Source organism: Pedobacter sp. Leaf132, from assembly GCF_920984695.1.
Classification (GTDB): domain Bacteria; phylum Bacteroidota; class Bacteroidia; order Sphingobacteriales; family Sphingobacteriaceae; genus Pedobacter.
The window spans coordinates 26,035-52,067 of sequence record NZ_CAKLBO010000015.1; the positions used below are offsets into that span (position 1 = coordinate 26,035).

A 26,033-nucleotide genomic window follows, 5' to 3' on the forward strand; every position below is an offset into this window, starting at 1 on the left:
AGAGTATATTGACCCCATCTCACCGGAAATAAATTTGCTGCAAAGTTTCGCTTGTCTGCATTTTATAGAATTGGCGAAAAGGGGTCAAATTTATTGGTATATGCAGTCAGATACATCAATGTTAACCTTAACTTCGATATTTTTTGTCTTAAGAACGTTTGCAAAATAATTCTTTACCGCATCAAATTCTGCTATGATATCCCGGTTTGGAATGGTGAATGCTAGGGACTTACCTAGCTGTTGTATTTTATTATCAAAGGATACCCCGCCCGAGATGAATCGAACATTTTTGAGTGGGATGGAAAACGGTTCCTTAATAGTCCGTTTTTGGGGAGATCTTAGAAGCGGTTCATAATTATGATAGTGTACTGCCCTGTTTGTGGTAGTGCTTTGGGGATGGGACAATGAACCCGTCCTACCGCCTGCCAAGGTGTTGAGAAGTCCTCCGGTATCAATACTGCTGAAAGTTACTGTTTCCAAGGTGTTGAGGATAGCAGAAAGCTGCAGCTGGTTATTTGCAAATTCTGTTTCCCCAATCTTGTAAGATAATATTTCACAGAATATTTTCCGTTCGTTCTCAATATATTTTTTTACCCTAAAAGTTCAGTATGCGGGGGACCGAAAGATCTTTTCTTTTACATGCTCAAGGTCGACCTGTTCAAATGTCATTGAGCGGTCTGGGGTTAGGTATGTTTATCCTGGTTAAATAATATTTTGAGTCCTGTCCCTTCCATTGTTTGGTTTACGTATTATAGCTTCAGCTCTTAAATATAGTAACTTTGTACAATATATTTATTTATAGGCAATAGCTTTCTGACAGCATTATTAAGGCAAGATTGTGGATGGTTTGTTTAAGTCAAAAAAATGCAGTATGCGGTTTTGGTGTTTTTTAGAAAACTCATTTCCGATTTCGCCGTAAATAGATTGAAAGCAGCTCAGTAGTCGTCAAATCTGTGATTTTAAAATAATTAATGATTTAATGTAGCTGTAATTTCAGGGATGATGAGATCAAACAGCTGTTTTCTGTCCTATATAATTAGCGTAAATATATTTAACAGATAAACTTTTTTAGTAAATTTATCTGGGTTCGATCAAACTCCTTTCTACTTCTCTCTTAAGACATCTTGATGTTTTTTACAACCGAGAAACTCATATAAAACTGCAAATTACAGAATCTTTGTTAATATGCTTTGATCCTGAAAAATGTGCAATAATATGCCTTAATCGTTATTTTTGCTTTCATCCCATGTTATTAAATAACGTAAGCAAAGGTATTAATTGTTCGATTGTAGTCCCTTCTAGTGCACAATGGAAAGGGGTAATTTCAACAAAGAAATTGCCCTTTTTTTTGTTTATATATCTATTATTCAGATTCTTACGGTTTCCTCAAATTTTTTGATTTTTAAAGTCTAAAATTTTAGTTTTTTTGGATCTTTTGAAATATTCTTTTGTTTAAACAGCTGATATATAGTTTTTTATTTTTTTTGTGGGATTGAAATTCTCAAAAGGGTTCGAATTACCGGAAGGGTTGGGTTAAAGGGAGTCGAACCAGCAACTTCAACAATGGTAGAGCAAGTAAAAATTTAATCAAAATAGCTAAAATTACTAATATAGATGGAGACAATGGAGAAGTTGAATTTAGTCTAATTTTGATATATTCCTGTGGAATAATACAGACATATTCAGGCAATATAATTCATTGATTAAGCTTTTTATAAGGTTTTTTTTATTTCAGTTCGGGGCGGAAATATAAATATGCATTCAACTAAGCTCAGATCCCCCGCCATCATGCATAGGAGATCTGGCTTTTATTTACATTTATTTAACGGCTAATAAGGTTACCTTTTCGATTACCGGCGGCGCAGCGAGCAGCTCATCTGCATGGGCCATCAAAGCCTTGGGGATTTCTCCGCCCAGATGTGCGTCGCGACCAGCTTCATCGGCAAAAGTATCGAATATTCCAAAATCAGACGGTCCGATCTGCAGTGCATACCAACGGATGGTTCCGGACTCGGCTTCGGCCAATGGCAAGGCACTTTTGATAAAGTCGGCAACTTGTTGCTCTTTACCGGGTTTGGCCACCAGGCGGGCCAGCAATGCTAATTTTTCCATTTTGTTTATATTTAAGTGGGATTATTGGCTGCAAAAATTACCACCGTCATCAATGCTGCATGAATGGTGCCACGTTTTAATTTTAACTTCCAAATAATCAGACGATTAAGAATACAAACGATAAAGTGCCATAGGGGGACTGAAAGGGTTTAAATTTTTAATCTAAAGAAAATTTAATTTAAAACAACAGGCTATGGTGCGGATGGGATGATCCCAAAAGCGGCCACATGTTCAGCTCCAAACTAGACATTCCAGCAGAAAGCTTATCATGAATTTGATCTGCAGGAGTGCTTTTAATTTATAAGAAACAAAAATTTATGTTTTTGATGTGTGTACTTACAGATTTTTTAATCCTTTTTCTTCTTCCATGTCCGTTTTTATTTAAGCGTAAAGTCTTTGGGAAGAGGTTCCTGTGAAAACAGCTCACTTAGCCGAGTAATTTTCTTCAAATCTTCTATGAATTTTTTTGAGTTCAGTTCAAAAGGGGAGCACTAAAAGAGTTAAACTAAAAGGTTTAGCTCTTTTTTTTTGGATAATTTTTATTAGGAACCACTATGCTAATCCAATCGTAACGTTTATTATCTTCTAGAAAGTAAATTCTTTTTAATCCTACTCAATGTTTCAGGAGCGATTCCTAAATAAGAAGCTATTAGATTTTGTGGTATGCGTTCTATAATCTGTGGATTAGAAGCTGATAATTCGAGATAGCGTTCTTCGGCGCTTTGCGTAATGTTGCTCATTAACCTACGTTCTTTCGTTACCAAGCTATTCTGGTAAAGGATTCGAAAATAGCGATCCATAATAGGTACGGTTAAAGTTAAGGCTTCATAGTCCCTTTTTGAAAGCGTTAGTAGTTCAGAATGCTCAATGGCATCAATATTAAAAACAGAGGGTTCGCCATTCAAGAAACTATTAAAATCTGATAACCACCAGCCTTCCCATCCAAATATGTTCATGTGCTCAATACCTTTTTCATCAATATTATATGTTCTGAGCAAGCCTTTAGCAACAAAAACCATGTTCTTGCAAATTTCGCCCTCCTGCAATAAATATTGTTTTCTTCGTAATTTTCTGGCTGAAAAAAAACCTTCAATTAGTTGTTTATCATTGTCGGTAAGCGCAACTTTTTCTTCAATATGATTGAAAAGTACTTGAATCATCTGAAATAATTTTATATCAAAGATAGAGTTTTTAATGTGCTTGCTTTGATTTGCATCAAGTGTATTTGTTGATCCATATCAAGTCTGTTTCGTATTGCTAAAGGTAATTTTGTGTATTATAAAATTTAGGATTTATTTAAATATCATATGAGTAAAATAGCATTAGTAGTAGGCGCAAGTGGAATAGCAGGGAGTAACCTTGCCGAACAGTTGATAGCCGATGGTTGGAAAACTTATGGCTTAGCTCGAAGGCCGAATCTGGAAATTGAGCATTTGAATCCGATAGCAGCTGATCTTTTGAATATTGATAGTTTGAAATTAGGTTTAGCTGATATAAAACCCTCGCATGTTTACATCACTACCTGGATGCGCAATGATACTGAAGCAGAAAATATTAGGGTTAACAGCATGATGGTACGTAATCTTCTTAATGTTTTGTCTGTACAGAAATCAGTTGAACATGTAGCTCTGGTAACAGGTTTAAAACATTATTTGGGTCCGTTTGAGGCATACGCGAAAGAAGGTTTTTTACCAGAAACACCATTAAGAGAAGAACACCCAAGACTGAATATTGAAAATTTTTATTATGCTCAGGAAGATGAAGTTTACGCAGCAGCTGAGCGTGATGGCTTTACGTGGAGTATTCACAGGCCACATACGGTTATTGGAAAAGCGGTTGGTAATGCCATGAATTTAGGAACTACTTTAGCCGTTTATGCTACAATTTGCAAAGAAACAGGAAGGAAATTTAAATGGCCCGGCTCAGCAGCGCAATGGAATGGCCTATCTGATGTAACGGATGCGAAAGTATTAGCGAAACAACTAATTTGGGCATCAACCACTAAAGAAGCAAAAAATGAAGCTTTCAATGTGGTTAATGGTGATGTTTTTAGGTGGAGTAGATTATGGTTTCGCATTGCTGATTACTTTAAAATTGATGCAATAGGTTTTGAAGGTAATATTGAGCCGTTAGAAATAGCGATGAAAAATGATGCAGATATCTGGAAGAATATTTCGCAAAAGTTTGGTTTGAAAGAGGACGATATAAATCGTTTAGCTTCTGCATGGCATACGGATTTAGATCTTGGAAGGCCAATCGAAGTTATGACTGATATGTCGAAAAGCAGGGAAAAGGGTTTTCTCGTATATCATAATACCGAAAAGGCTTTTTATAACTTATTTGATACCTTAAAGAAAGACAAATTAATACCTTAATAAAGTTTCTAGCTTTAATGTTAAGCTAATTTATTACCAAGCCTTCAACTGAATAAATATAGAAACAGTTTTTTAGCTTGATTAATCAGCTCAATATTTAATGTTTTAAGAAATATTGACCAGAAGCAGCTGAATTTTAAGAAAATAATTTAGATAGTTTTTAAACTAGTATCAATTTCAAATTAATTATTGAATAATAAAAGTCATCTAAATTAATAATTATATATTTGCAGCCTTGAAAGGCAACACTTTGTGAGCTTTTTCAATTTTAGTGGAGCCAAAGGATTCGGCTCTTAATTTTAAAGACAACCTAAACCACGTTAATGCTTAATTTAGTTCTCTTTGGCCCTCCGGGGGCGGGTAAAGGCACCCAATCAGCAAAATTGATTGAAAAATATCAATTAGTACATGTTTCAACAGGCGACCTTTTTAGAGCGCACGTTAAAGGAGAGACAGAATTAGGAAAAAGAGTTAGCCAGTTATTAGCAGATGGAGAGTTGGTGCCAGATGCGATTACAATTGCAATGCTTGAAGAAGAAGTTGATAAAAACCCAGATGCAAAAGGATTTGTGTTTGATGGTTTTCCTCGTACCGTTCCTCAGGCAATTGAGCTCGATTTATTTTTAGAGCGTAAAGGCAGCAAAATTGCTGGTGTTATTGCTTTAGATGTAGATCAGGATGAATTAACCAAGCGCATTGCCGAACGCCATAAAATCAGTGGTCGTCCGGATGATGATGCAGAAAAGTTGAAAAAACGTATTTCTGAATACTTCGATAAAACCATCCACGTGTTACCATATTACCAGGAACAAGGAAAGTTAGAAAAAGTAAACGGAATAGGCGAGATAGATACAGTTTATAATAACCTTTGTTCGGTTATCGATAAATTTTAATAACACATTTTTTTAATACGAACATCCGCAGAAAAACAGGAGTTGTTTTTGCGGATGTTTGTTTTTTAACGAATTTTGTAAATCCAGAATCGTAAAAGTAAAACACAATATTTTATCGGCAATTTTGTAAATCCAAAACTGTCAATCCAAAATCGTAAATCTAAAATCGTCAATCAATATGTCACAGGGTTCAAATTTCGTAGATTATGTAAAAATTTGTTGCCGTTCTGGTAAAGGCGGAGCAGGTTCAGCGCATTTACATCGTGATATTTTAACATCAATGGGCGGACCTGATGGTGGTGATGGTGGTCGTGGTGGCCATATCATTGTTAAAGGAAGTATCCACATCTGGACATTATTGCACCTTAAATACCGTAAGCACATTATTGCTCAAGATGGTGGCGCTGGTGGCAGTTCTCACAAATTTGGTAAACAAGGGCAAGATGAGATTTTAGAAGTTCCGCTTGGAACAATTGCAAAAGATGCAGAAACCGGTGAAGTGCTTTTTGAGATTACCAAAGATGGCGAAACTAAAATTTTAACAGCTGGTGGTCGCGGTGGTTTAGGTAATGCACATTTTAAAACATCTACACAGCAAACACCACGTTTTGCACAACCTGGTGAATCTGGTAAAGAAGTTTGGAACATTTTAGAATTGAAAGTTTTAGCTGATGTTGGTTTGGTTGGCTTTCCAAATGCCGGTAAATCTACCTTGCTTTCTGTCGTATCTGCTGCTAAACCAGAAATTGCCGACTATCCTTTTACCACAATTGTACCTAATTTGGGTATTGTAAGCTATCGTGGTGGCAAATCTTTCGTAATGGCCGATATTCCCGGGATTATTGAAGGGGCATCAAAAGGCAAAGGTTTAGGCTACCGTTTCCTTCGTCATATTGAGCGTAATTCTGTTTTACTTTTTATGGTTCCGGCAGATACAAGTCGTACCATTAAAGAGGAATACGAAATCCTTAAAAGAGAATTAGAATCTTACAATCCTGAATTAATGCAGAAGCCACACGTTTTAGCTATTACTAAATCAGATATGTTAGACGAGGAGTTAATGGCAGAAATGAAGCAGGATTTACCTAATATTCCGTCGATATTTATTTCATCAGTTGCACAAAAAAATCTTTTAGAATTAAAAGATTTGCTTTGGAAAGCGATTGAAGGATAACTTTTCAATTTTGATAATATAAATCTGAATTTGTTGGGAATCTTTTACGAGTTTTTTAAACCCATATTTCCAACATTCTCCATTAGCTTCTAATTTTATCTACTACCAGACCAACCCATTCCTTTAGTAGTATATTCCAGTTGTCGAATGCAGTGGAATTTGGTAGGAAATAGTCAGCAGGCTCGTAGTCAGTTTCTCCTCTAAAATCCGTAGGGTAATAGTCTATTTGTTTTGTCGAATTTTTATTAAAAATGAGCTTAGCTCTTGGTATGTGCCATGCACTTGTGATAACCAAAACTGATGCTCCGGGCTTCAGTACCTCGATTTTGTTTAAACTAAATTTTGCATTTTCAACCGTATTTCTGCTCAAATTTTCAACTATAATAGCTGAATCCGGGATACCTATAAGTTTCAAATATTCAGTGGTTAAATCTGCTTCCTTTACTTTTGTATCAATCAAATTTGCATTTCCACTACTTAAAAGTATTTTGCCAATGCGGCCTTTTTTATATAAGGATATTGCTTGGAGTAATCTATCACTCGCGCCTCCAAATTTAATTTCGTTGTTGCGTTTGTTAAGCCCGGAGAAGCCACCAAGAACGACACCAACATCATAGTTTTTGTTTCCTTTGGGATAACTTGGCTCATATAGATTGAGGATTTCGCTAACAATAAAAATATTCGCAAAGAATAGTAAAATACATATTGCAGAAACAAAAAACAGTTTCTTTCTCCTTTCACTATTTGCAATAAATGCAAGAAACAAAAAAGCACAAAACCAGAAAAATGGTCTTAGAAGAAATAAAAGGATTTTGGAAAGAATAAAAAACATAATTGGCAAAATAATCTCATAAAACTAAGATTATTTTACCAATTCTATGTTATCCTTGCCCTTCTTGAACCTGGTGATTTTGATGAGCCTGATCTAAAATATCTTGAACATCAGATTTACGTTTTTTCTCCACTTTGTGTTTAAAATGTGGCACTTCACGCTCTACAATTTCTTCCTCAATCGCTTCAACGCCAAATACTTTTTCCTTTAACAGGTCGTATTTATCTTGAAAGCTGTAACGAAGATTTTTGGCACCACCGGCAATTTTGCCTCTTGTACCTGCGCCACTGTCGGGTGCAAATAAAACACTAATTATTGCCCCAGCAGCTAAACCAGCTACCACCGCAATTGCAATTTGAGCATTATTGTTAGATTTATGCTCTAAATATTTTCCAATTAATTTTCTGTATTTCATCTTTTTAATTTTTTTTATAATTACTTGAGATTCATAATAATGCCTGCTAATTGAACAATGAATGTGTTATAAAGTTTCAGGTTTTTAAAATAGTAAACAATAAAATTTTGGAGCGCTATACCATTTTAAGAAACAAAATTTGCTCCCGCTTTTTCCTGCCTGTTCGGCAGGCAGGCGTTTCAATCTTTTTGCTAACTGTTGTCTGCATGGCCATTTATTAAGGTTGCTGCGAACAAAAAGTATTTCCGCTTCAATCGGGGCTAAAGAGCAAAAACAGTATTTCATTTTAACGGTTTGCAAGGCGCTTAACCATTGTTCTTAAACCTGATTTTAATGGAAAGCCCGAAAACGAGGAACGAGTGCGGACTTGGAATGGTAAGCAGGACTGAAGTAGCCATATTAACAAAACCGTTCATTTTCAAAAAAAACAATTTGATTTTAACTAAGTTTATAATTCTTTAAATCGAATTTATAATGGTAAAAGCAACAATAAACAAAGAACATTACGCTTGCTCGGTAAATAACGGTTCGCACGAAATAATAGTAGATGAACCGGTAGAGTTAGGTGGAACACATAAGGGTTTTGCGCCAAAAGGCCTGTTAATGGCCTCATTGGCATCATGTGTAGCCATAACTTTGCGCATGTATGTAGACAGAAAGGGCTGGGAGGTTGATAAAATTGAGGTTGAGGTGAACATGGGTATCGAGAATGCACAAAATATTTTCTTAGAAGAAATAACCTGCACCGGCAATTTGACAGAAGAACAAAAACAAAGACTAGAAGACATTGCCGCGAAATGCCCCGTAAGTAAAATATTAACAGCTGGTAACGAAGTACGTTCGAAAGTGCTTTAAACCAGTAAATTTAAATTTCTGGTTTTGCTAGGCGTTATTTTGAAGCCGATTTTTCCTCGGCTGAAGCAATCTCCTTTCAATATACTTTCTACAGAAATTGCTTCGTGCCTGGCAATAACGATATGCAACGTTTAGTAAATTTTAGAAATTATTTAAAACTACGTGAAGCAATCGTAAAATTTACCAGTCGAGTTTAAGCACTTTCTTAATATCTTTGTCTCACTTCGGTTTTTTCTGAAGTATAATTATTTATGGCTACTGAAATTAAATGCCCAAGCTGTGCCCATGTTTTTCCGATGGAAGAAGCAATGGCCGAAGATTACAAGAAAGAACTGCGAGAGAAAATGGTTTCATTTACGAAACAACGCGATAAGGAATTTCAGGAAAAAGTTGCATTATTAGAAAATGAGAAACTTCAGCAGCAGAAAATTTATGATGCCAAATTGCTTGAAGAAAAAAATAAGTTAAAAGGCGATTTAGAAGAAAATTTGCGTAAAAGCATTGCATCTGATTTCGAAATGAAATTGCAAATGCTTGAAGGCAACGCAAAGGAGAATGAAGAAAAACTAAAACTTGCCCGCGAAAAGGAACTTGAATTTTTGCGACGTGAGCAAAGTTTAAAAGTGAAAGAAGAGGAGATGGAGCTTGCTTTTCAGCGTAAAATACAAGAGCAGCGTAACGAATTGGCAGAACAAATTCGCAAACAGGAAGCCGAAAAAAATAGTATTAAAGAAACTGAGCATCAGTTGCGAGTAAAGGAACTCGAAAAACAACTTGATGACCAGAAAAAGCTTGCCGAAGAAATGAAGCGCAAAGCCGAACAAGGTAGCATGCAGTTACAAGGCGAAGTGCAGGAATTAATTTTGGAGGAATTGCTACGCAGCAATTTTCCTTTCGATTTAATTGATGAAGTTGGTAAGGGCGTTCGTGGTGCCGATTGCGTACAGGTAGTGCGTAATCAATTCGGGCAGGAATGCGGCAAAATCATTTATGAAAGCAAGCGTACAAAAGATTTTGGTGGCGACTGGATTGAAAAACTGAAAAAAGACATGCGTAGCATGGGCGTTGATGTTGCGGTAATTGTAAGTCAGTGTTACCCAAAAGGCATGGATTGCTTTGGCCAGCGAGATGGCGTTTGGATATGCTCTTTTGAGGAAGTTAACGCAGTGGCATACGTTTTACGTGATGGAATTTTGCGTTTATCGAGCGCCATGAAATCGCAGGAAAACCGTGGCGAAAAAATGCACATGCTTTACGATTATTTGATGGGTGCAGAATTTTCTGAGCAGTGGAAAGCGATAAGAGAGGGTTTTATGAGCATGAAATTGTCTATCCAACGCGAACGTGATGCCATGGAACGTTTATGGAAAGCCCGCGAAAAACAACTCGAAAAAGTATTGTTAAACGCTACACATATTCGTGGCTCAATTGAAGGCATTGCAGGTAGTGATAGCATTCAATTAAGTTTAACTGATGATGAGGATGAAACCTTATTGTTGGAATAAGGACAAGTAACATTGATAAAAGAATTCGTCATTGCTAGGCACGAAGCAATCTTCTAGATAATTAATGAAAAGAGATTGCTTCGTGCCTAACGAAGACGACCTAATTGAAAACAGAATACAAATAAAATTATAATAAAGTGAATAAAAACCTCAACAAATCCCTACAGCTCTCTAAATTTCTGGTATTGTTCTGCTTTTTCCTGTTTTCCGGGAACGTTTCCGGTCAGGAATTAAAATCGCCAGACGCCAATTTGGTGGCCAACTTTTCTTTAGCCGATGGTGGTGTGCCTACCTATAGTTTAAAGTATAAGGGCAAAGAAGTTATTAAAACCAGTAAGCTAGGTTTGGAGCTAAAAGAAGGTAAATCTTTGCAAAATGGCTTTGCTATTTCTGATACCAAAACTAGCACTTTTAATGAAACCTGGAAACCCGTTTGGGGCGAAGTGAAAGAGATTGTAAATCATTATAACGAGTTGGCAGTAACCTTAACACAAAAGGAAACCAATCGTTTTATTATTGTTCGTTTGCGTTTATTTAATGATGGTTTGGGTTTCAGATATGAATTTCCTGAGCAAAAAAATTTAGATTATTTTGTTATTAAAGAAGAAAAAACGCAATTCGCTTTAGCCGGCGACCATAAAGCTTTTTGGTTACCGGGCGATTATGATACACAGGAATACAGCACTATTACTTCAAACTTATCAGAAGTGCGTGGTAAAATGAAAGCTGCGGTTACACCAAATGCATCGCAAACTACCTTTTCACCAACTGGTTTACAAACGCCTTTAATGATGAAGAGTAAAGATGGTTTGTACATCAATATTCACGAGGCTGCATTAATCAATTATTCTTTAATGTCGTTAAATCTTGATGATAAAAACATGGTTCTAGAATCGTGGTTAACACCAGATGCGGTAGGAGATAAGGGTTACATGCAGGCGCCATGCTTATCTCCTTGGAGAACCATTATCGTAAGCGATAAAGCCGGCGATATTTTAACGTCTAAGTTGACGTATAACTTAAACGAACCAACTAAATTTAAAGATGTATCGTGGATAAAACCTACAAAATATGTTGGCGTTTGGTGGGAAATGATTACAGGCAAAAGTACCTGGGCTTATAACGATTTAACAAGCGTTCAATTGGGTGTAACAGACTATTCTAAAACCAAACCTAACGGAAAACATGCTGCAAATACTGCTCATGTAAAAGAATATATAGATTTCGCAGCTAAGCATGGTTTGGATGGTGTTTTAGTTGAGGGATGGAATGAAGGTTGGGAAGATTGGTTCGGTAAAACGAAAGATTATGTTTTCGATTTCGTTACGCCATATCCTGATTTTGATGTTCAGGAACTTCATCGCTATGCAGCTAGTAAAAATGTTAAAATGATAATGCACCATGAAACATCTTCTTCGGTACGTAATTATGAACGCCATTTAGATACGGCTTACAAATTTATGAAATCCAATGGATACGATGCAGTTAAAAGTGGTTATGTTGGCAATATGATTCCTCGTGGCGAACACCATTATGGTCAGTGGTTAAACAACCATTATTTATACGCCATTCAAAAAGCTGCTGAATATAAAATTATGGTTAACGCACATGAGGCCGTTCGCCCTACGGGTTTGGCTCGTACTTATCCAAACTTAATTGGGAATGAATCTGCCCGTGGTACAGAATACGAAGCTTTTGGTGGTAACAATGCAGACCATACCACTATTCTACCTTTTACTCGCCTAATCGGCGGACCAATGGATTACACACCAGGTATTTTTGAAACCAAGGTTAGTGCTTACAATCCAGAAAATAATTCATTTGTACATACTACCATTGCCCGTCAGTTGGCTTTGTATGTAACCATGTACAGTCCGTTGCAAATGGCAGCAGATTTACCAGAAACTTACAATAAATATTTAGATGCTTTTCAATTTATTAAAGATGTAGCGGTAGATTGGGACGATACTAAAGTTTTGGAGGCTGAACCAGGTGACTACATCACATTTGCACGTAAAGCAAAAGGCAAAAATGATTGGTTTGTTGGAAGAACAAATGATGAAATTGCCCGCACATCGAAGATAGATTTCAGCTTTTTAGATGCCGGAAAAAAATACACCGCAACAATTTATGCAGATGCAAAGGATGCGCACTATGAAACAAATCCAAAAGCCTATACCATTCGCAAAATGGAAGTTACCAATAAAACAAAATTAACTTTAAATTGCGCACCTGGCGGAGGTTATGCAATTAGCATTATGGCAAAATAAATTTTTTTACCGCAAAGAAGGCAACGTTTTTTGCAAAAACTTTTTAAGGAGTCGTTCCATTTTGGAACGACTTTTTTGTTTAAAATGCTCCCGCAGATTTAAATGATTTACGCAGATATAATTTTCTCTGCATTTTATCATACACTTGCCGTCATTGCGAGGCACGAAGCAATCTCAAAACATTAATTAAAGGAGATTGCTTCGTGCCTCGCAATGACGATTTTTTTACCTAAAAAAAAGCTACCTTCTCTTTCTTTGCGTTTTCACTTTGCGTACTTTGCGGTTACTAAAAACAAACTCAACCGAAATGGCCAGAACAAAAAACCACATCGAATTACAATTTTTAAGTGAGCCATCTGACGTAAATTATGGTGGTAAAGTACATGGCGGCATGATGATGAAATGGATTGATCAGGCTGCTTTTGCCTGTGCCTTGCAATGGAGCGATTCTTATTGTGTTACGGTTTATGTTGGTGGCATTAGGTTTTTTCATCCTGTACATATTGGGCATTTGGTAAAAATGGAAGCCAGAATTATTTATACAGGTAAAACCAGTATGCACATTGCTGTCGATGCCTATTCCAAACCTGTCGGAAAATCAGATTTCGTAAAAAATACACATTGCATTATTGTTTTTGTAGCAGTTAATGATGAAGGGCAACCAAAGCAAATTCCATCTTTTAGCCCAAAAACAGAAAAAGAAATCGCTATGCATGGCTACGCCGTCAAATTAATGGAGCTACGAAAAAGCATTGATAAAGAAATGGAACCTTATATAGCATAGAAGTAAATAACGGAATAAAAATAAGGCTGTAGAAACACCTAGGAATTCTAAAATTTTAACGATTTAATTAGGTAGTTTCATCATTCCCGTGAAAGCGGGAATCTTAAAGCGGAAGAAATTAAATATAATACGCATTAGGGTGCCCAGTCAAGCTGAGCATGACGAACCATTGAACATTATTCGTTAGTAACCTATTAAAATCAATTTTAATACAGCCTCTTTCCTATTATTTGAACTTTCCTTTTTGATTCAGCAAGGAGAAATACCTGTCTAAATTTACCCCTAACGATTTCTCAAATGAAGCCTTAAAATCGGCTGGTGTAGGATGTTTATTCTTCCACTCGCTAAAATAAGCTTGAAAGGCTTTATCGAATTTTTCTTGTCCGATTTCAGCCTCTAAAATGTAAAGCCAAAGTGCTGTTTTAGCATAAGAAATTAAACCATATTCTTCAGAAGTTTTAAAATCTGCAGCCGGTGTTTCAATAGCCGATTCCATCGGAACGTTTGCCAGTGCACCATAAATGCTGGCCTGAAACTTATCTGCTGGCAACTCTTTAACATTTGCAGGAATTACATCGCCAAAAATAGAATTTGAACGATACTTTTCCGCCTCATATCTAAATTGATAAAACGTATTAAAACCTTCATCTTGCCAGGTGTGCATTCTTTCGTTGCTGCCAAGCATACTCATAAACCAATTGTGGCCAACTTCATGCGTAATTACACCATCTAAAGTTTCTTTTTTAGCATCCGGACTTGTTATTAAAGTAATGGTTGGATATTCCATTCCGCCACTGGCATTGTTTTTTGGTCCTTCAATGGCCTGAACCGTAGGGTATTCGTATTCACCAACCCATTTACTGTATTTTTTGGTTGCATCTTTTATGTAATCGATACTATTTACCCATAGTGTATTTTTTTTATTGTGGTAAAAACTAAAAGCATCTATAACTTTTCCCGATGCCAATTGAACTGTATCATATTGCACAACCAAATCTTTATCTGCGAACCAGGCAAAATCAGGAACATTTTTTATTGAATAGGTTAACTTTTTAGTTTCAGATTTCCCATCATTTTTATAAAGTTCGGGTTTGTTGCCTCTGTTAGCTGTGTTTTTTGCACCTATAGTTTTATAAGCTTTTAGTTCATCAGCGTTTTCTAAAACACCCGTTGCGCCTACAACATAACTTGAAGGTAAAGTGATATTTACTTTGTAATCGGCATATTCGCTGTAAAATTCGCCCATATCCAAATAAGGAAATTCATGCCAGCCATCTCTATCAAATACGGCAGGTTTTGGGTACCATTGCGTAATCATAAATTGGGTATCTGCAAAGCCCGATCGGGAAAAATAATTAGGCAGTTTTACATTAAAATCTGTCGAAATCGTAACAGAATCACCAGGTTTTAATGGTTCAGGAAGCAAAACTTTAATCACATCTATATACTGCGGGTTTGGGTGTGCTTCGGTTTTAGCCGTTTTACCGCCAACTTTAAAATTTAGCCCGTCAATACTTCCATAAGTTACATTTTTGAGTTTTTCTTTACGAGATGTATCCGTTTTTATCTGCTGAAAAAGTGCTGTAGATTCATTCTTGTACGCATTTGGCCAAATATGAAACCATATAAAATCCAGATTTGAAGGCGAATTATTTTTGTAAACAATGGTTTCAAAACCCTTTAAAGATTTCTCTTTATCGTTTAACAAAACATCAATTTTATACGTTAAGTGCTGTTGGAAATAGTTCTGCTGAGCAAAAATTGAAAAAGTTAAAAAGGATATTATAATGGTTAGAAAGCTTTTACGCATAAGTTTTGTGTGAAATATTTAATCGGCTAATAAAGCAAATGAATTTTAAAAAGAACGAAATTATTTACAATAAATTTTTACAATTTTTCAGCTCTTTAAATTTTTGTTAGAAAATGAAAGTTTCAATTCTTTGGCGGTTTGTAGTCCCGTTATTCGCTATATTTTTTTGTTAACGTTGTGATAAAATATTAATTAGTGCTACAAAAAGGGTGCCGCTACTACCCTTTGCCTGCAGCAGGCAGGGGATTATAAACGAATGGCGGTGCATTAAACGCTATCCATTTGCACAATATTGAGTTATTAGCCCCGATTGACGCGTAAAACGCCCGTTTTTTTCGGGCTTTGAAGCAAAAGCGGGACTGGTGCAACCCAAAGATTACAAGACTTTGCGCTCCAAAAAATAAATACTCAAGTATTTCGGTTTGTAATTTTTCAATACCTGCGCATTAAAATAAAAAGCATTTTAGCATCTTTGAAACAACACAAAGCAAATTCTATGTTTAAAGTTATAATTGCCGTACTCGGGTTGGGTTTCTTTTCCGCTATATGTTCGGCTCAACAAGTTCGCCCGGCTAAATCTGCTGAAATTTACAGAGATTTAAAAACGCTTAAACGAATGCCTAAAGTACTTTATTTAGCAGCGCACCCAGATGATGAAAATACAGGCTTACTTTCCTGGCTAATTAATGAGCAAAATGTAGAAACAGGTTATTTATCGTTAACCAGAGGTGATGGTGGGCAAAATTTGCTTGGTACAGAACAAGGTGCAGCCTTGGGCCTAATTAGAACGCATGAACTTTTAGAGGCCAGAAGGCTTGATGGTGCGCAACAATTTTTTACCAGAGCTATTGATTTTGGTTTCTCAAAAAATACGGATGATACCTTTAAGCAATGGGACGCCGACAGCATTACAGCAGATGTAGTTTGGGTAATCAGAAAATTTCGTCCGGATGTGATTATTTGCCGTTTCCCTCCAACGGCGGCGGCAGGGCACGGGCAACATGCTGCATCGGCGGTTGTGGCCGAAAAGGCATTTAAACTGGCGGGAGATAAAAATGCATTCCCTGGTCAGTTAAAATATGTAAGCGTTTGGCAGCCGAAAAGATTATTGTGGAATACATTTAGGTTTGGTGGTGTAAACACAACATCTGAAAGCCAATTGAAAGCTGATGTTGGGCAATATGATGCGCAGTTGGGTATGGGCTACGGCGAACTTGCAGGTTTAAGCAGAAGTTTGCATAAAAGCCAGGGCGCCGGTACGCAATCTGTTGCTGGTGTTAGAACTGAATATTTTAGTCATGTTTTGGGTGAACCTGCAAAAGCTACATTGTTTGATAAAATCCCTTTGAACTGGTCTGAAAAAGGGATTGATGATGTAGACGATTTGATTGATGTGCTTTTACTTTCTTTTGATTACAATCATCCTGATAAAAGTTTACACGGCTTGTTAATGCTGCGTAAAAGGATTGTAGAACTGCAAGACGCAGATTTAAGAAAAGATAAACTTAAGGCAATTGATAAGATTATTTTAAGTTGTACGGGTTTTATGGGCGAGATAGTGACCAACCAACCTGAGGCTATTGCCGGAAATAGTTACAATTTTAAATTAAATGTGATTTCAAGGTCAGACAGTCCGGTTATTTTGGAACAGGTAAACTGGATAAATCAAACCGATAATTTGAACCGAAGAATCTCTGGCGATTCGTTAGTCACCATCGAACGTAAAATACAAGTACCTGCAGATGCAAAAATAACTGAACCCTATTGGTTAGAAAAGGCGGCAAAAAATGCAGCAACCTTTAGCGTTGCAAATGATACTTTAATTGGTTTAGCAGAAAATGAAGCAGCGCTTAATGTAAGTGTTGTATTAAAAATAGGCACTAATAAATTTGCGGTAAAGCTGCCGCTATCTTATAAAAAGTTAGACCCGGTTAAAGGAGATGTTGTAGAGCAATTGCGGATTGTTCCGGCTTTAGATTTAGCCTTCACCGAACCGGTCTATTTTGCAAAGGATAAAGAAGGCTTAGCGATTACCTTAAAATTAAAAGCCAATAAAAATATTAACTACGGGAAGGTTAGCTTCAAAATTGGAAACACCATCGTAAAAACTTTTACAGGTGTAAACCTGGCAGAAAACACGGTTACCATTAAAGATTTTTTAATTCCTGCAGAAGATTTGGCAAAGATTAAAACTAGTCAGAATAAGCTCGAAGCTGTTTTTTCTTCAGAAACAAATGAATTTACCAAAGGTCAGGTGCTTATTCAATATCCGCATTTGCCATCTTTGCAATACTTTGTACCGGCTACAACCTGGCTGTTAAAAGATGATGTTAAGGTATTGGCTAAAAAAGTAGGCTACATACAAGGCGCTGGCGATTTGATACCTGAATTTTTACGCCAGGCTGGTTTACAAGTTGATGTTTTAAACGAAGCAGATATTTTAAATCCTGTAAAATTGGCCAGTTATGATGCTGTAGTTACTGGCGTTAGGGTTATCAACACAGAAAAAAGGATTAAAAACTGGCAAGTTGCACTAAAAAGCTACGTTGAAAATGGGGGTACAATTGTAATGCAATATAACACTACGCAAGATATGGCTTTGCAAAATTTCGGTGTTTATCCTTTCAATATCAGCGGCAAACGGGTTACTGAAGAAAACGCTGCGGTTAAGTTTCTAAATCCAAAACACAAGCTTTTAAATTACCCTAACAAAATTACGGCTGATGATTTTAATGATTGGGTACAGGAGCGTGGCGCTTATTTTCCCGACCAATGGGATGAAAAATATGAACCGCTTTTTGAAATGAATGATACAGGCGAAGAACAATTAAAGGGCTCTACACTTTATGCACAATTTGGCAAAGGAAACTTCATTTACACACCTTTAGCATTCTTTAGGCAGTTGCCGGCAGCCAATGTTGGGGCAGCAAGGTTGTTCTTTAACTTTATATCAGCAGGGAAGTAGATGAAAAATAATTTTAAAAGTTGGAGAACCTGGTATATTCTTTTGGCGCTAGCCCTGGTGTTTCAGCTGGTATTTTATTATCTGTTTACAAAATTTTGGGCATGAGTAATATAGATTGGATTGTACTCATCATTACCTTGCTGGCTGTTGTGGTTTACGGCATTTTTATCGGCCGTGGGCAAAAAAGCAACGAATCATACCTAAAGGCCGATAACAAAATGCCCTGGTATATTGTGTTGCTTGGCATTATGGCTACACAAGCGAGTGCGATAACATTTTTATCAGCGCCGGGGCAAGCTTATACCGATGGTATGCGTTTCGTACAGTATTATTTTGGTTTGCCATTGGCGATGATTGTAATCTGCATCACCTTTATTCCAATATTTCAGCGATTAAATGTATACACGGCTTACGAATATTTAGAAAATCGATTTGATAAGAAAACGAGGGTATTAACCTCTTTATTATTTCTTTTTTCGAGAGGCTTATCTACCGGAATCAGCATTTATGCACCAAGTATAATTTTATCAAGCGTTTTAAACTGGAATATTTATTTAACCAATATTTTAACCGGCGGAATACTTTTAATTTATACTTATGTTGGTGGCGCAAAAGCTATTGCGCATACTCAAAAGCTACAGTTCTTAATTATTTTGGGAACAATGACCTTCGCAGGGTATTTGTTGGTGCAAAACATGCCAAACGGTATTGGTTTTAGTGATGCATTATACCTTGCAGGTAAATCAGGAAAGCTTAATGTAATTACTACTGATTTTGATTGGAAAGATAAATACAACATTTGGAGTGGCTTAATCGGTGGTTTTTTTCTGGCACTTTCCTATTTCGGTACAGACCAAAGTCAGGTAGGCCGATACATAACTGCAAAAGATAATACAAATGCTAAAATGGGTTTGCTTTTAAATGGCTTAGTCAAAATTCCCATGCAATTCGCAATTCTGTTAATTGGTGCTTTACTTTTTGCATTTTTCTCTTTAAAACCAGCGCCAATTTATTTTAATGAGCGTTCTTATCAGTTTTTGAAAGATAAACAACCTCAGCTGGCTCTGGCTTTTGAAAAGGAACATCAATTATTACAAGCTAAATTTAATGCTCAATCTGCAGCAATTTTAGCTCAAAAGGATAAAGAATCTCCCGAACTAAGCAATACAATTGCAGGTTTTAAGGCTACGCAAAATCAAGTAAAGGATTTACACAGCAGGGTAGAAACCGCTATTAACAGTTCAAATTTCAATGCTGAAAAAACGGACACGAATTATATCTTTCTCTATTTTGTAAGGAATACACTTCCCGTTGGGATGGTTGGATTACTTTTTGCCGTAATCTTTCTGGCGAGCTGGGGTTCCATTTCTGCTGCATTAAATTCTCTTGCAGCTTGTTCTTTAAAAGATGTTCACTTAATTTTTAGTAAAAGGCAAATTGATGATGCAACAGAATTAAAATATAGCCGGGTACATACGCTTGGTTGGGGTATTTTCTCAATCGCTGTCGCCATGTTTGCTACGCAAATGGGTTCGTTAATCGAAGCCGTGAATGTTTTAGGCTCACTGTTTTATGGTCCGATTTTGGGAATTTTTCTGGTCGCTTTCTATTTTAAAAAGATTGACGGTAAACTGGTTTTTATTTCAGCCATATTATCAGAAATTGCTGTTATTGCCGTTTATGAATTCGATGTCGTTTCCTTTTTATGGTTAAATGTAATTGGAGCGGCGGCAGTAATTGCATTTTCGACTTTAGGATTATTATTTTATCGACCTAAAGCACTAAATTCGTAAAATACAAAACAACAAAAACAGATAATTATATTACTATGAAAACCACAATTAAATCTATTGCGCTGCTTTTTGCAGCAATTACCATCTCGGCAAGTGCTATGGCTCAGGATGCTAAAAAACCAGCAAGTCCGGCGGCAACAGCTATGGGAAAAATTAAAGATGCAACTATTACGATTGCTTACAGTAGCCCATCAGTAAAAGGTCGTAAAATTTGGGGCGGCTTAGAGAAATACGACGTTGTTTGGCGTGCAGGAGCAAATGATGCAACTACTTTCGAAACAGATAAAAACATCACTGTACAAGGTAAAGCTTTACCAGCAGGAAAATACAGTTTCTTTTTAATTCCAAGAGAAAGTGGTACATGGACAGCAATTTTTAATAAAGAACCAAAACAATGGGGTGCTTACAAATACGAAGAAGCTAAAGATGCTTTACGTGTTGATGTTAAAGTTAAAGCATTAAAAGCTACACAAGAAACATTGGTCTACAAAGTTAATAAAGGTGGTTTTACTATGGAGTGGGATAAAATATCTGTGCCAGTATCCATTAAATAAATTTAGTATTTAAAATATTTAGGCCATTCTGTTTATTCAGAATGGTTTTTTTTTTGGTTTTTTTATCGCTTAAAGAGGATAAAATATAATAGAGGATTAACCTTAAAATCTATAATTTAGCCGGCACAAATCCTCCAAAAAATTATTGATAACACATGAGAAGAATTTTAACCTCCATTTGCTTTCTAATCTCCTTAAACGTTTTAGCTCAAAGCAAATCAGCTAGTTTTTCAATTTCTACCAATCGCCCGGTAGATTTAGTTAATGTGTTTTTAGGTTCTTCTGGCGATCATGGTCAAATGTCGCCGGCTGCCTCATACCCATTTAGCATGCTCAGTATTTGTCCGCAAACCTATCCAAAAACGCATACCGGATACGAGCATTTAGCCAGGAAGTTTGAAGGTTTTACCCACAATCGTTTTGAAGGTGTGGGTTGCCAGGGATCGGGTGGGAATATTTTTATCAAACCATTTTTGGGTACAGAGCCCATGAAATCAGTTTTGTTAAAATCGGCAGAAAAAGCTTCACCGGGCTATTATGCAGTAGAATTTGAAAATAAAATACAAGCAGAATTTACGGTTTTAGGAAATGCCGGCAAACATGCTTATCAATTTCCAACAGGAGAAAAAGGATTTTACCTTGATTTGGCTTATGCTTTTAACGGCGCTTTTGTTTCTGAAGAGCATGGCGTTAAAGCTAATGTGGTCAGCGGAACACTAGTTTCAAAAACCACTTGTAACGTTGGTAAATATCGATTGTATTACTATTTGGAGCTTAATGAAAATGCAAAATGGCAAGAACAAGGCAACCATAAATTAATTGCCATGTTAAATAATACTTCTACAACGGCAGGAATTAACATTGCCTTTTCTTCTGTAAGTGTAGAAGCTGCAAAGCAATCCATTAAAAAGGGTTCTTTTGAACAGATGAAAACACAGAGCAGTAGGGATTGGAATACTAATTTAGGTAAGATAGCAGTTGAGGGAAACCTCGAAAATGCAAAGCTTTTTTACTCTTTGCTGTATCGAACCATGCAATCGCCTTATGTAATTTCTGAAACTGATGGACAATATCGAAGCACCAAAGGCGAATTAAAGAAAGATACAGCAACCAGGTATAATGGTTGGGCCATTTGGGACAATTACCGTACGCAATTGCCTTTACTTTCTATCATTGCACCCGAACGTTATCAGGGGATTGTTACCTCAATTGCCGATTTATATAATTCGGGAAAGAAGGATTATGCAGGCCAAACAGAGCCTTCAAATACTGTTAGGACCGAACACGCTATCGTGGTTTTACTGGATGCTTATCGCAAGGGTTACAAAGTTGATTTTAAAAGCATTACCGATTCTTTAATTAAAGAAGTAGATGGTTTAGATTATAAATCTCCTGATAAAGCTTTAGAATCAAGTTACGACAATTGGGCGTTTTCTGAAATTTTTAAAATCCAGAATAATAAAGAAAAAACGCAGCATTATCTAAATAAAGCATTAGAGTATAAAACGTACTGGAATAAGGATTTTAAAGATTTAACAAAAAACGATGTCGATAGAATGCAGGCCAGAGGCTTATATCAAGGTACAATCTGGCAGTACCGATGGTTTGTACCATACGATTTTAAGGGTTTGATTGAACTGGATGGCGGTGAAGAAAATTACTTAAAAAACTTAGGTCAATTCTTTGAACGCGATTTGTACAACCATGCCAATGAACCTGATTTGCAAGCACCATTAATGTACAACGTGACTAAATCGGGTTATAAATCGCAGGATTGGATGCACCAGTTAGCCGCTGATACGGTAATTCAAAATTATTTTAACGATAACAGCAGAGGCATTGGTTCATTTATTGGTAAAATCTATCAGAATAAACCACAAGCTTACGTACGTACAATGGATGACGACGCTGGCGCAATGTCTGCCTGGTACGTGTTTACAGCAAGTGGTTTTTCGCCGCCTTGTGTGGGCTGGCCAGTTTATTATTTAAATGTTCCGCTGTTTAAATCTGTAACTTATAAAGTAAAGGCGAACAAAACTTTCAAAGTAGAGGTAGAGCATTTTAGCCTTAAAAATAAATACATCAAAGAGGTTTATCTCAACGGAAAAAAATTTAATAAGAATTACATCACACAAGATGAAATAAATGGTGGTGGCATTTTAAAAATCGTGGCTTCGGCTACGCCAGTTATTACTTCGCAAACCGAAAACTGGATTTCAAGTCTGGAGAAATAATTTTGATTTGTTGATTTATAGTCAGTTTGCTTTTTATTTGTTTGAGCGCAAAACAAAAAGGATTTGAGGGATGTTCTTCCTGTAAAATATATTACATCCCATGGCCCCTTTAAATATAGACGAGATTAAGAACGACACATTAACACGTACAAGTGTAGTAGAACAAAACAATCAAAATCAACAAGAAATGCATCCAGAGGCATATAAGGTAAAAGGACCGTCTCCAGAAAAAATGAAAACGGTTTCAGAGTCATTACGTACTTATGCTCACGGAATATACGGATTACTTTAATCGTTAAACGATTTGAAGCTTGAAAGCAATCTGAAAAACCAGGTTGCTTTTTTATTTAATTTATAATTTTAGTTTTGAAACAAAGCGCAGGCATATTAGCTTTCAGGATGATTGGAAAAACGTTAGAATTTTTTCTGGTACATCCTGGCGGACCATTCTTCTCTAAAAAAGATTTAGGCGTGTGGACCATACCCAAGGGCGAATTGCAGGAAGATGAAGAAATGCTCAGTGCTGCGATACGCGAATTTGAAGAAGAAACATCCATCAAATTGAAAGGTCATTTTACACCATTAAAACAGATTACGCAAAAAGCCGGAAAGAAAGTTTCTTGTTGGGCAATTCAATCTGATTTTGATGCTTCAAAAATTATAAGTAATACTTTTGAAATGGAATGGCCTCCGCGAAGCGGAAAAAAGCAACAGATGCCCGAAATAGATAAAGGAGAATGGTTTAGCTACGCGGAGGCGAAATTAAAAATTAATGAAAGGCAAGTACCCTTTCTTGATGAAGTTATGGAACAATTTAGTTAAGCATTAAACCAGTTCGAAAGTGGAAACTTCTTTCTCTATACCATTAATAATAATGGAAATTTGATGTTTGCCTGGATAAAATTTCCTGGTGGTAATTAATACAAAATTTTGTTTCCTGTTTACCATTAAACTTTTTTCAGGCAAATATTCGCGTTCAGAAATTTTAAAAACTTTTTTGCTGAGCTGCCCATTTTGTTTCATATAATAAACGCCGTATTCCAATCTTATTTTTTGTGGAGTTTTGTTTGCGTTAGCGATGTTAAAAGTAAATTCCAAACTACCACCAATATTTACCACCGGCGTTAGCACTTTAAAATCTGAAAGATTTATGCCCTTATCGCTCAAACCATAATGTTTTAAAATTTCGGTATGTCCTTGTTTTAATAATGTACGGCAACCATGTTTTATAATGGCATCAGTTTCTTTACTTAAACCCGTCCATCTTTTGGCAACTTCTAAAACAATATCAGGATTATCTTTTGCAATGTCGTTCAGGTTATTTGCAACACTTCGGCGAACGTATTCTGAAGCATCAGCTTTAAGATTTTCGAGGATGGGCAATACCTTTGAAACATCTTTTTTTAAGAACGGAATACCCATCGCCCAGGGTAAACGCGGTCTGCTGCCTTCGCTTGCCAATCGCCTAACCTTATGGTTATCGTGTTCAGACCATCTTAGCATTTCATCAAGCATCGCATCCCCATATTTCAAAATAAACGGACGAACGGCAAATTCGCAACTTGTAAATTGGGTGGTAAATTCCAGAGCTTTCACTGCATTTTCAAAATCTTCCAAACCATAGCTTTCAATGTAATCAGGCAAAAACATATAAGTTAATGAATCTTCTCCAATGCCTTCCATTCTCAACTGTTTAATGATGGCTTCTAAAAATAATCTGCTTTCGGCAAATCTTTCCGGCATAAAATGATGCAAAACCTTTGTTGTATGCTTCATCCGTTCCTTTAATTCTTTCGATTCAAAATCCGGACTATAGATTGCTTTTATAAACTTATTTTTATCAAAACCAGGCAATGTTTTGCTTAAAACATTTGATAACTTTTCGTAGAAATTAGGAGAATATAAATCTTTTAAAAGGTAGCTCATTGTTAAATAAATATGCCACAAAGTAACTTATAATTTTACTCAGGTTTAAAAAAGCTTTTGCACAATCAATGGAGTTTTTGTTGATATTTGTGAGATGGAAAAATTAAATATCGGATGGATTGGTTTAGGCAATATGGGTAAACCAATGTCGGCACAATTGATTAAGGCAGGTTATAAACTTACGGTGTTTAATCGTAATAAAGATAAAGCACAAAGCCTTTTAGATATGGGTGTGGAAGTGTCTGCAAGTCCAGCTGATTTATTAAAACTAAACGATATTGTTTTTTTAATGGTTTCTGATGATGAAGCAATTAAACAAATTTTTACAGGAGCCGAGGGCTTATTGGAGCAGGATTTAAGCAATAAAATTATTGTAAATATGAGTACGGTTTCGCCTGGCATAAGCAAGGAAATGGCTTTGCTTTGTAAAGCAAAAAATGGCACTTATCTGGATGCGCCAGTATCTGGAAGTGTGAAGCAAGCTGAAACCGGTACTTTGGTTATTATGGTTGGCGGCGATGAAGCAGCATTTAATGAGGTAAAACCAATATTTGATAAACTAGGAAAACTAGCAATGTTGGTTGGGGAAACAAGCGCTGGGAATAATGCAAAACTTGCCATTAACGGTTTATTAGCACTACATGCTCAAGGTTTGGCGGAAGCAGTTTTGTTCGCTCAATCTAAAAATATAGATACTCAAAGCTTACTTACATTGATAGAAAATAGTGCAATAGGGAATATCTTTAGTAAAATAAAAGGTGAAGCAATTTTAAACGATAATTATAATGCCGCTTTTGCTTTAAAGCACATTGTTAAAGATTTAAATCTGGCTAAAAATGAAGGTTTAAATACACCTTTAGCAAAAACAGCTTTAAATACATTTGAAAAAGCAGCTCCGGAATATGAAAATGAGGATATTATCGCTGTTTTTAAAGCAATGAAATCATAACTTAAGTGCCTCAGAAATAATTAAATAAGTATTGAAAACTTTATAAAAATAATTAGCTTTATTCTGCATCCCGATATTACATAAAAATCGTTCGGGAAATGACCAGGCTAATTAAACAAATTAACAATACTACACGCATCGAATTTGATAAAGGAACTTTTGATGATTGGTGCGTGTACCTTTCTAAACCAATTGAACGTAGGTACGCACCTCTGGATACGGAGTATTTTGAGCGATTGCAGGTTTTGGGTAGGAAATACACAACTCAAAAAATCTACAGCGATTTTATAAAGTTTTACACGCTCACGGATAAAAATATTAGTCAGGTAATTTTAAGGTTAATTGATGCGATTGCAAAAGAATACCCTGCCGATGAGCTGGAAATAAATATTTGGTTTACCGTAATTTATGCAGGCATGATTGCTGAAGAAAACAAAGCCAACGCCATTCTAAAGAAGCGTGTTAAACGTTTGGGTATGCACCAGGTTTTAATTCAGAATCATACACCAGCTTATGCAGCAAACTTTTCGAAAGGCAAAAAATGGAGAGATTTGGACGTGATAATGGAAGCGCATGGATTTTAACTG

21 protein-coding genes are annotated in these 26,033 nt (G+C 36.3%); 14 read left to right on the forward strand and 7 right to left on the reverse strand.

What is annotated here, in order from left to right:
- Positions 1-90: 90 nt before the first annotated feature.
- The 3 genes from LUA86_RS18760 to LUA86_RS18770 all read right to left on the reverse strand — a co-directional run bounded on the left by LUA86_RS18760 (position 91) and on the right by LUA86_RS18770 (position 3,272).
- Positions 91-480, reverse strand: a complete 390-nt coding sequence (locus LUA86_RS18760; RefSeq protein ID WP_231465648.1) for a hypothetical protein — start codon at positions 478-480, stop codon at positions 91-93.
- A 1,338-nt stretch (positions 481-1,818) separates the two neighbouring features.
- Positions 1,819-2,112: a putative quinol monooxygenase gene (locus LUA86_RS18765; protein ID WP_231465650.1), complete on the reverse strand. Its 294-nt coding sequence runs from the start codon at positions 2,110-2,112 to the stop codon at positions 1,819-1,821.
- A gap of 578 nt (positions 2,113-2,690) precedes the next feature.
- Positions 2,691-3,272 carry a Crp/Fnr family transcriptional regulator gene (locus LUA86_RS18770; protein ID WP_231465652.1) on the reverse strand — a complete coding sequence of 194 codons (582 nt, stop codon included), beginning with the start codon at positions 3,270-3,272 and terminating at the stop codon, positions 2,691-2,693.
- Positions 3,273-3,419: 147 nt separating this feature from the next.
- On the opposite strand from LUA86_RS18770, the gene LUA86_RS18775 reads away from it, so the two are divergent.
- The 3 genes from LUA86_RS18775 to obgE all read left to right on the forward strand — a co-directional run bounded on the left by LUA86_RS18775 (position 3,420) and on the right by obgE (position 6,554).
- Entirely contained in the window at positions 3,420-4,487 is a 1,068-nt protein-coding gene (locus LUA86_RS18775; RefSeq protein WP_231465654.1) for an SDR family oxidoreductase, read from the forward strand.
- 323 nt (positions 4,488-4,810) lie between these two features.
- Positions 4,811-5,380, forward strand: a complete 570-nt coding sequence (locus LUA86_RS18780; protein WP_231465656.1) for an adenylate kinase — start codon at positions 4,811-4,813, stop codon at positions 5,378-5,380.
- 178 nt (positions 5,381-5,558) lie between these two features.
- Positions 5,559-6,554, forward strand: coding sequence for a GTPase ObgE (gene obgE / locus LUA86_RS18785; RefSeq protein ID WP_231465658.1), 996 nt, complete (start codon positions 5,559-5,561; stop codon positions 6,552-6,554).
- A gap of 82 nt (positions 6,555-6,636) precedes the next feature.
- Here obgE and LUA86_RS18790 read toward each other — a convergent pair whose 3' ends face one another.
- Both LUA86_RS18790 and LUA86_RS18795 read right to left on the reverse strand, forming a co-directional pair.
- Positions 6,637-7,386 (reverse strand): YdcF family protein, encoded by a 750-nt coding sequence (locus LUA86_RS18790; protein ID WP_231465660.1) that lies wholly within the window; start codon positions 7,384-7,386, stop codon positions 6,637-6,639.
- A gap of 49 nt (positions 7,387-7,435) precedes the next feature.
- Complete coding sequence (locus LUA86_RS18795) at positions 7,436-7,801, reverse strand: YtxH domain-containing protein (RefSeq protein WP_231465662.1); 366 nt, start codon at positions 7,799-7,801, stop codon at positions 7,436-7,438.
- A 474-nt stretch (positions 7,802-8,275) separates the two neighbouring features.
- On the opposite strand from LUA86_RS18795, the gene LUA86_RS18800 reads away from it, so the two are divergent.
- The 4 genes from LUA86_RS18800 to LUA86_RS18815 all read left to right on the forward strand — a co-directional run bounded on the left by LUA86_RS18800 (position 8,276) and on the right by LUA86_RS18815 (position 13,215).
- The gene (locus LUA86_RS18800) at positions 8,276-8,656 is read left to right on the forward strand and encodes an OsmC family protein (RefSeq protein WP_231465664.1); all 381 of its coding nucleotides are present in this window, start codon (positions 8,276-8,278) and stop codon (positions 8,654-8,656) included.
- A 251-nt stretch (positions 8,657-8,907) separates the two neighbouring features.
- Entirely contained in the window at positions 8,908-10,161 is a 1,254-nt protein-coding gene (locus LUA86_RS18805) for a DUF2130 domain-containing protein (RefSeq protein ID WP_231465666.1), read from the forward strand.
- A 137-nt stretch (positions 10,162-10,298) separates the two neighbouring features.
- Complete coding sequence (locus LUA86_RS18810) at positions 10,299-12,431, forward strand: glycoside hydrolase family 97 protein (RefSeq protein WP_231465668.1); 2,133 nt, start codon at positions 10,299-10,301, stop codon at positions 12,429-12,431.
- Between the two features lie 307 nt (positions 12,432-12,738).
- Entirely contained in the window at positions 12,739-13,215 is a 477-nt protein-coding gene (locus LUA86_RS18815; protein ID WP_231465670.1) for an acyl-CoA thioesterase, read from the forward strand.
- 226 nt (positions 13,216-13,441) lie between these two features.
- Here the strand turns inward: LUA86_RS18815 and LUA86_RS18820 are convergent, their stop codons facing one another.
- The gene (locus tag LUA86_RS18820) at positions 13,442-15,025 is read right to left on the reverse strand and encodes a M1 family metallopeptidase (protein ID WP_231465672.1); all 1,584 of its coding nucleotides are present in this window, start codon (positions 15,023-15,025) and stop codon (positions 13,442-13,444) included.
- 496 nt (positions 15,026-15,521) lie between these two features.
- On the opposite strand from LUA86_RS18820, the gene LUA86_RS18825 reads away from it, so the two are divergent.
- The 5 genes from LUA86_RS18825 (at position 15,522) to LUA86_RS18845 (ending at position 23,393) form a co-directional block, all read left to right on the forward strand.
- A complete protein-coding gene (locus LUA86_RS18825) occupies positions 15,522-17,990 on the forward strand; it encodes a PIG-L family deacetylase (RefSeq protein ID WP_231465674.1) in 2,469 nt (822 codons plus the stop codon).
- A 20-nt stretch (positions 17,991-18,010) separates the two neighbouring features.
- On the forward strand, positions 18,011-19,783 hold the full coding sequence (locus LUA86_RS18830; protein WP_231465675.1) for a sodium:solute symporter: 1,773 nt from the start codon (positions 18,011-18,013) through the stop codon (positions 19,781-19,783).
- Between the two features lie 35 nt (positions 19,784-19,818).
- Positions 19,819-20,337: a DUF2911 domain-containing protein gene (locus LUA86_RS18835; RefSeq protein ID WP_231465677.1), complete on the forward strand. Its 519-nt coding sequence runs from the start codon at positions 19,819-19,821 to the stop codon at positions 20,335-20,337.
- A gap of 155 nt (positions 20,338-20,492) precedes the next feature.
- The gene (locus LUA86_RS18840; RefSeq protein ID WP_231465680.1) at positions 20,493-22,571 is read left to right on the forward strand and encodes a glycoside hydrolase domain-containing protein; all 2,079 of its coding nucleotides are present in this window, start codon (positions 20,493-20,495) and stop codon (positions 22,569-22,571) included.
- 366 nt (positions 22,572-22,937) lie between these two features.
- Positions 22,938-23,393 carry an NUDIX domain-containing protein gene (locus LUA86_RS18845; RefSeq protein WP_231465682.1) on the forward strand — a complete coding sequence of 152 codons (456 nt, stop codon included), beginning with the start codon at positions 22,938-22,940 and terminating at the stop codon, positions 23,391-23,393.
- Between the two features lie 3 nt (positions 23,394-23,396).
- Here LUA86_RS18845 and LUA86_RS18850 read toward each other — a convergent pair whose 3' ends face one another.
- Positions 23,397-24,497, reverse strand: coding sequence for a DNA alkylation repair protein (locus LUA86_RS18850; RefSeq protein ID WP_231465684.1), 1,101 nt, complete (start codon positions 24,495-24,497; stop codon positions 23,397-23,399).
- Between the two features lie 94 nt (positions 24,498-24,591).
- On the opposite strand from LUA86_RS18850, the gene LUA86_RS18855 reads away from it, so the two are divergent.
- Together LUA86_RS18855 and LUA86_RS18860 are read left to right on the forward strand one after the other, a co-directional pair.
- Positions 24,592-25,446 (forward strand): NAD(P)-dependent oxidoreductase, encoded by an 855-nt coding sequence (locus LUA86_RS18855; RefSeq protein ID WP_231465686.1) that lies wholly within the window; start codon positions 24,592-24,594, stop codon positions 25,444-25,446.
- A 98-nt stretch (positions 25,447-25,544) separates the two neighbouring features.
- A complete protein-coding gene (locus LUA86_RS18860) occupies positions 25,545-26,030 on the forward strand; it encodes a hypothetical protein (RefSeq protein ID WP_231465688.1) in 486 nt (161 codons plus the stop codon).
- Positions 26,031-26,033: the final 3 nt, after the last annotated feature.

What these genes read in the sequence shown, in the direction of transcription:
- LUA86_RS18765 (WP_231465650.1), bottom strand. Translation starts at nt 2,112, where the DNA reads ATGGAAAAATTAGCATTGCTGGCCCGCCTGGTGGCCAAACCCGGTAAA.
- LUA86_RS18770 (WP_231465652.1), bottom strand. Translation starts at nt 3,272, where the DNA reads ATGATTCAAGTACTTTTCAATCATATTGAAGAAAAAGTTGCGCTTACC.
- LUA86_RS18775 (WP_231465654.1), top strand. Translation starts at nt 3,420, where the DNA reads ATGAGTAAAATAGCATTAGTAGTAGGCGCAAGTGGAATAGCAGGGAGT.
- LUA86_RS18780 (WP_231465656.1), top strand. Translation starts at nt 4,811, where the DNA reads ATGCTTAATTTAGTTCTCTTTGGCCCTCCGGGGGCGGGTAAAGGCACC.
- obgE (WP_231465658.1), top strand. Translation starts at nt 5,559, where the DNA reads ATGTCACAGGGTTCAAATTTCGTAGATTATGTAAAAATTTGTTGCCGT.
- LUA86_RS18790 (WP_231465660.1), bottom strand. Translation starts at nt 7,386, where the DNA reads ATGTTTTTTATTCTTTCCAAAATCCTTTTATTTCTTCTAAGACCATTT.
- LUA86_RS18795 (WP_231465662.1), bottom strand. Translation starts at nt 7,801, where the DNA reads ATGAAATACAGAAAATTAATTGGAAAATATTTAGAGCATAAATCTAAC.
- LUA86_RS18800 (WP_231465664.1), top strand. Translation starts at nt 8,276, where the DNA reads ATGGTAAAAGCAACAATAAACAAAGAACATTACGCTTGCTCGGTAAAT.
- LUA86_RS18805 (WP_231465666.1), top strand. Translation starts at nt 8,908, where the DNA reads ATGGCTACTGAAATTAAATGCCCAAGCTGTGCCCATGTTTTTCCGATG.
- LUA86_RS18815 (WP_231465670.1), top strand. Translation starts at nt 12,739, where the DNA reads ATGGCCAGAACAAAAAACCACATCGAATTACAATTTTTAAGTGAGCCA.
- LUA86_RS18820 (WP_231465672.1), bottom strand. Translation starts at nt 15,025, where the DNA reads ATGCGTAAAAGCTTTCTAACCATTATAATATCCTTTTTAACTTTTTCA.
- LUA86_RS18825 (WP_231465674.1), top strand. Translation starts at nt 15,522, where the DNA reads ATGTTTAAAGTTATAATTGCCGTACTCGGGTTGGGTTTCTTTTCCGCT.
- LUA86_RS18835 (WP_231465677.1), top strand. Translation starts at nt 19,819, where the DNA reads ATGAAAACCACAATTAAATCTATTGCGCTGCTTTTTGCAGCAATTACC.
- LUA86_RS18840 (WP_231465680.1), top strand. Translation starts at nt 20,493, where the DNA reads ATGAGAAGAATTTTAACCTCCATTTGCTTTCTAATCTCCTTAAACGTT.
- LUA86_RS18850 (WP_231465684.1), bottom strand. Translation starts at nt 24,497, where the DNA reads ATGAGCTACCTTTTAAAAGATTTATATTCTCCTAATTTCTACGAAAAG.
- LUA86_RS18855 (WP_231465686.1), top strand. Translation starts at nt 24,592, where the DNA reads ATGGAAAAATTAAATATCGGATGGATTGGTTTAGGCAATATGGGTAAA.
- LUA86_RS18860 (WP_231465688.1), top strand. Translation starts at nt 25,545, where the DNA reads ATGACCAGGCTAATTAAACAAATTAACAATACTACACGCATCGAATTT.